The organism is Xanthomonas codiaei, from assembly GCF_002939785.1.
Lineage (GTDB): Bacteria > Pseudomonadota > Gammaproteobacteria > Xanthomonadales > Xanthomonadaceae > Xanthomonas > Xanthomonas codiaei.
This window is the reverse complement of record NZ_MDEC01000062.1, coordinates 1-5,697: the sequence shown is the minus strand read 5'-3', so window position 1 is coordinate 5,697 and position 5,697 is coordinate 1. Positions and strand designations below refer to the sequence as shown.

Genomic DNA, 5,697 nt, shown 5'->3' with positions numbered 1-5,697 from the left:
CCTGGCCGGACTCCACTTCGTCGTCTTCTCCATCCTCATGCTTGGAAATGCCGCGTCTCTATTTCAAAGTTCATAACACGCTCTAGAGTTCAATGACTGGCTAGCGGCTACTAACGCGAAAGCGCATTGCGACCAACATCTCGACGATGCAGGAGCGGTTAACGTTAGTTATAGGGGCGCGCTTCGGCACGTGGATGGCGGAGGACGGATGGCTAAGGACTTTCTGAAGCGGGCGCTAGCCAATCAGCGCGACGGTTAGCGCCTAACAATTCGTTCAAGCCGACCCCGTATCGTGGCATTGGCCATATGCTTTACGCTACGCTCGCACATGTCCGCCGCCACGCCACAGGGCGGCTTAACTCAGGTGTTAGGCCGTATGCAGACACTTCTAAAACCTGTCGGCTCCGAGATCGAATGGCAAGTGGGTCCGGACGTTACCGAGATCAGCAACACCAGTTCCGGTCTGCGCATTGTTCTAGCCGCACAGAAAAGTATTGACCGCTATCATGAGATCCACTTCCTCTTCGTCCGGGCATTCCAAGTCATGGATGAGGGAGACATGCTTGAGTATTGGCAGAATCCTCTCACTACGGGCCATGTTCTTTACAAGGTCGCCTCTGGGGGCTGGGTCTCAGAGTGCCTCTGCGTTTCGGTTATTTCAGCGTATGTGCCGCATGTCCGGGAGTTCGGTGACACGGTCTAACAATTCATTCAATTTGAAGCCGCTTCGCGTCTCTGCTTAATTCAAGCGTTAGGACCTGTGTTCAACCTTTGTCACTACTTCCGTCATCGCGAACTCAAGCATCTCTGGGATCAGGTGCTACCGGGCATGACTGTAGCTCAGGCAGAACAGATCATGGGTTTCGGCTTCTTTAAGGACTCAGAGAACGCGGCCGGTAGGATTGTCTACTCCAACCACGCGCAAGATTTCTTGCCCTTCTACCTGGTCGTAGATCGCTCGTCTGGCCAGATTGTCCGCCGGCACAACATTCGCGCACTTGACGAGTTGTAGCTTGGCTCAAGCACCGGTGCTTGCTCTATGCTTGGCTATTGAGCCCCCGGTGGCAGCTGCCGGGGCCTAACAACTCATTCAAGCCGAAGTTGCTTCGCAACTCGGCTTAACTCAAGCGTTAGGCGATGGGGAGCAAACGCGTTGGCGGGTGCGGCTTCGGTGAGTTGGCTGACACGCATACGGTCGGCTCTGGGCGGTAGTCACCACCGTTATGGGTTGGGGTTAGTTGGGTGCTTCGCCTTGTCGCCTCGTTCCCGCGCTGCGCTCGTTGCGCTTGGCTTCGGTGGCATCACGCGCCGTTGCTCCGCTGGGCAAGCTTCATCCTTCAAGCTGTGGCACACTTTGTCCAGGCGGCAGTGCTGGGTAGCATGGTTGCATGCATCCAACCTTTGCGGCCACTCACTGCATAACAACTCATTCAAGCCGAAGTTGCTTCGCAACTCGGCCTAATTCAAGCGTTGGGCCTAAAGGGAGATTCGATCAGTGGGAAACATCTCGTTCTTGACCGGGGCTTCGTCAAACTCCCCTTCATCTATTGGGGAGTCCATATACCAGCTGGAGAACTGCTCGGTGTTGTTTCTGGCTGCGTGGCAGAAAGTCTGCCCTGATCTTGTGCGAGCCGCACGCGTAAGTTCAGAAGCGATGGCTCATCTGGACCATATTGTGAACGTAGTTCTTAGGGCCAGAGACGATTCAAAGGCAGCAAACACATACGCCGGATCTCAACTTGAGGCAGGTTTGAACGGCCAATGTGGGTTGTCAGTTGTATCTGTTACTAGGGCACAGCAGCAAGCACTTCCGGCAGCAGGCCCCGGCAACGGAGTCGTTCCTGGTACTGGCGCTGCTCTTACCCTGGAAAGGTTGCTCAATAAAATTAAGCATCGCCGGCCCAACGACTCAAATTTTCGCGTGGACCAATCTGGCCAACACATTTTTGTCGTGGCAGTCGACAAGCCCAATCATCAACCGGATTCCATAGTCGAGTTTCCGGTTAAGGAGTTCTGCGTTCAATGCGCCCGCATTGCCCAGTACACATGAGCGTTCAGGCTCAACCATCGCTTCCAGCCGACGTCTCTGCCTCCGCGCTCTGCCGCTACGGCAGAGCCGCGGCTAAAGCGCGGCGTTGGCGCCAACCCCATCACTACGCACGGGCCCAGGAATGCAAGACGCAACGCAAATGAGGACATCCCTAAGAGGACGCCTCCGGAACACAGACCTGCCGTTCGCTCATGGGCTCGCTCCTCTTTTCGAGGCGGTAGTTAACTCCATTCATGCCATCGACGGTCGCCGCGACGCGACGGGGATGGGTCACGTCTCGGTCCTTGTGTGCCGCGAGCCGCAGACGGTACTTGCTTTCCAGGACGAGTCAAGAAGAGGGGCACCGCCACTTGAACCCATCAGCTCCTTCGTCGTATCCGACAATGGAGAAGGATTTAATGACGAAAACTATACGTCGTTTCAGACACTAGACAGCGAACACAAGGCCAGGCTTGGTTGTCGTGGCGTAGGCAGACTTCTATGGCTGAAGGCATTCGACTCTGCTGCGATCGACAGCACGTTCAAAGACCCTCTTGACGACGTCTACAAGAACCGAATTTTCAAATTTGGATTGAACGGGGTTGAGAATTCTTGCATTGAGGTGGTTGAGGCAAACCACAACAAAACAACAATAACGCTCAATGGATTTAGGAAAGCTTATAGAGAGAGGTCGCCAAAAAGCGGGCAGACTATCGCCACTGCCCTGATGGAGCATTGTCTGTGGTACTTCGTCAGAAACGGCGGCGCGCCGGAGATTAAAGTCATCGATTCCGGTGAGCGGTTCAGCCTCACTGAGATGTACGAGAACTACATGCATACGTCCTCGAAAGCTGAAAATTTCACTCTTTCTGACAATGTCTTCGAAATTACGCATCTCAAGCTGAAGGCAAATTCCAGGCAAAGCCCAGCACTCGCGTGGTGTGCAGCGGGACGAGTCGTTAGGGAGGAGTCCATAACCGGGAAAGTCCCCGGACTTTTTGGCAAGCTTACTGATTCTGATGGCGACTTCCTATATGTCGGATACTTGACCTCTCCATACCTGGACGATCGAGTTCGGCCCGAGCGAACCGAGTTCGCCATTCCGGAAAACGGAGGTTCGCTCGGGCTTCCCGATCTGTCGAGGATCAGGTCTGAAGCACTCAAGTGCTCGCAAGACTTCTTGCGCGAGGCTTTGTTCGCGAGCGTCGAAGCAAGCCAACAGCGGATTGATTCTTTCGTTAGAGAAAGAGCACCCAGATATCGCACCGTGCTGAAACACATTGCGGACGAGAAGCTGGCAGTTGATCCAGGAATTTCGGACAAGGATCTTGATCTCATTCTTCATAAGCAGCTCGCAGAGTTGGAGATTAGCCTTATATCTGAAGGTCACGAGGTCCTTGCAATTCGTGAGGGTGAAAGCATAGTTCGGTATAAGGAGCGTCTTTCCGAGTACTTGTCAAAAGTTGATGATGTGAAGAAGTCGGACTTGGCCGATTACGTGTTTCATAGAAAGATCGTGTTGGACGTCCTGCGACGCGCAATAGAGAAGCAGTCTGACGATCGTTACGCCCGAGAAGACTTGATTCACGAGTTCATTTTTCCAATGCAAAAGGACTCGGATAGCATTCACTTGGATCAAAGTAATCTCTGGCTATTAGACGAAAGGTTAGCATTCCACGACTACTTGGCTTCCGACAAACCTCTGTCCAGCCTTCCGATCACAGGGAGCAAAGAGGGAAAAGAGCCGGATATTGTTGCACTCAACGTTTTTGATGAACCCATTCTGGTTTCAGACAAAGGAGCTCTTCCTCTCGGATCGATAGTGGTAATCGAGCTAAAACGCCCGATGCGCAATGATGCGAGGGAGGGTGAAGATAAGGACCCGATTACACAGGCACTCGGTTACCTCGACAGAATTCGTAAAGGCCAAGTAACGACGGCTCGTGGAAGACCCATTCCGCGCTCTGAGGAAATTCCTGGATTTTGTTACATCGTTTGTGACATTACGTCGAGCGTCGAGGCGCGCTGCCGGCTCGCAAATCTAACCGTTACAGCCGATCGCATGGGGTTCTTTGGCTATAACGACAACTACAAGAGCTACATCGAGGTCATGTCGTATGATCGGCTGCTGAGGGGCGCTGAGGAACGCAATCGCGCTTTCTTCAGTAAACTCGGGCTTCCGCATAACTAGTTGCGCTAGCAGATCATTCAAGCCGAAGCCGCTGCGCGGCTCGGCTTAATTCAAGCGTTAGGCCGCACGGGAGCCACCAATTGTCGCCAATATCACTCAAGGAAGCTCTGTCGCGGCTGCAGGAAGACGCGGAAGCGCTCTTGCGTACCGAAGCGGTACCACTCGGCGTCGCGGACCCTCCGAACGGCGCAGGGGTTTACATGTTTCTTGTTGGCGGAGAAATCGTGTACATCGGCGAGGCCAAGGGGTCTCAAGGCCTAAGGGACCGCCTTCTCCGTAAGCATGTATCCGGGGATGACAATCATGCTTGTCAGCGAGAATTCAAAGAGCAATTCCTGGATCGGGGCTTGCGTCGCGAGCACATCAAAGCAAATGTATATGCTCGGTGGTTGGAAGTCTTTGATCCAGACCATGTCGCTGCCCTAGAGAGGCTTCTAATTTGGCTGTACAAACCGGCATGGAACCGGAAATAGCGGTGCGGCCTAACATCGTCCAAGCCGACGCCGCTTCGCGGCGTGGTTTAATTCAAGCGTTAGATGCGCGGAGACAGTACGTTGCGATCTGATGATCTAGACAATCAAGAACTTGAGCGTCGCGCCACTTTGGTTGCAACCGAATGGGGCGGAGTTGTTCCCTATTTTCGGGAAATATATAGACGCGCCCTTTACCACAGCGCTAGCCGGGCTTTGCATGCCTTTGATCGGTTCGATGCCGCGCTCGAAGCAAAGGATGACTCTGAGGCTGTGAGTTCTGTCCATGAAGCTCTTGGGCACTGCGGTAATCTCTCGCGATACTTCTGGCCATCGAGGCAAAACAGCAAAAGGAACTCGCCATTTGTGGCCTTGGCGGAAGCGCGAGGCGCCAAATTGCGCGAGTCATTTGGTGTGCCTGATGACTCGCCGCTCAAAGACAGAGCATTGAGAGACTCACTTGAGCACTTTGACGAACGTTTAGATTGCTACTTCCTCGGGCTGGATTCTGGAATGATCTTTCCTGATCCCATGATCGGTCCGTACCAAACGGCAAAAGTTCAATACGGGCATATTTTCAAACTCGTCGACCCTAACGAGGAGATTTTTGTGGTGCTTGGCGTTGAATTCCGTTATGGCACTCTTAGGCCAGAGATCCAACGGATTGCCGGTAGCACCCAGTCGCGCATCTAACAATTCATGCAAGCCGACGCCGTCTCGCGGCGCCGCTTAGCCCAAGGTGTTAGGAGATGGTGGAGTAAACGCGTTGCCCAAGGTGTTGGGGGATTGTGGAGTAAATGCGTTGGTGGTTGCTGCCTCCGTAAGTTCGCTGGCGTGCATGCGGTCGGCTCCAGGCAGCAGCCATCACCGTTCTGGGTGGGGGATTGCCATCGCCGTGAGCCACGGCGAGTGGATGTTCTGTAGAGCGTGTTATGAACTTTGAAATAGAGACGCGGCATTTCCAAGCATGAGGATGGAGAAGACGACGAAGTGGAGTCCGGCCAGGG

Annotated in this window: 3 protein-coding genes; all 3 read left to right on the top strand. The window is 53.7% G+C overall.

What is annotated here, in order from left to right; genetic code table 11:
• The first annotated feature begins 376 nt into the window (after positions 1-376).
• Positions 377-703, top strand: coding sequence for a hypothetical protein (locus XcodCFBP4690_RS21920; RefSeq protein WP_104544371.1), 327 nt, complete (start codon positions 377-379; stop codon positions 701-703).
• A gap of 1,486 nt (positions 704-2,189) precedes the next feature.
• Positions 2,190-4,220: a Shedu immune nuclease family protein gene (locus tag XcodCFBP4690_RS21905; protein ID WP_104544370.1), complete on the top strand. Its 2,031-nt coding sequence runs from the start codon at positions 2,190-2,192 to the stop codon at positions 4,218-4,220.
• A 536-nt stretch (positions 4,221-4,756) separates the two neighbouring features.
• Positions 4,757-5,383: a hypothetical protein gene (locus XcodCFBP4690_RS22595; RefSeq protein WP_146092024.1), complete on the top strand. Its 627-nt coding sequence runs from the start codon at positions 4,757-4,759 to the stop codon at positions 5,381-5,383.
• Positions 5,384-5,697: the final 314 nt, after the last annotated feature.

Excerpts from the sequence above, each read along its gene's own strand:
- XcodCFBP4690_RS21920 (WP_104544371.1), top strand. The coding sequence starts at position 377 with ATGCAGACACTTCTAAAACCTGTCGGCTCCGAGATCGAATGGCAAGTG.
- XcodCFBP4690_RS21905 (WP_104544370.1), top strand. The coding sequence starts at position 2,190 with ATGAGGACATCCCTAAGAGGACGCCTCCGGAACACAGACCTGCCGTTC.
- XcodCFBP4690_RS22595 (WP_146092024.1), top strand. The coding sequence starts at position 4,757 with ATGCGCGGAGACAGTACGTTGCGATCTGATGATCTAGACAATCAAGAA.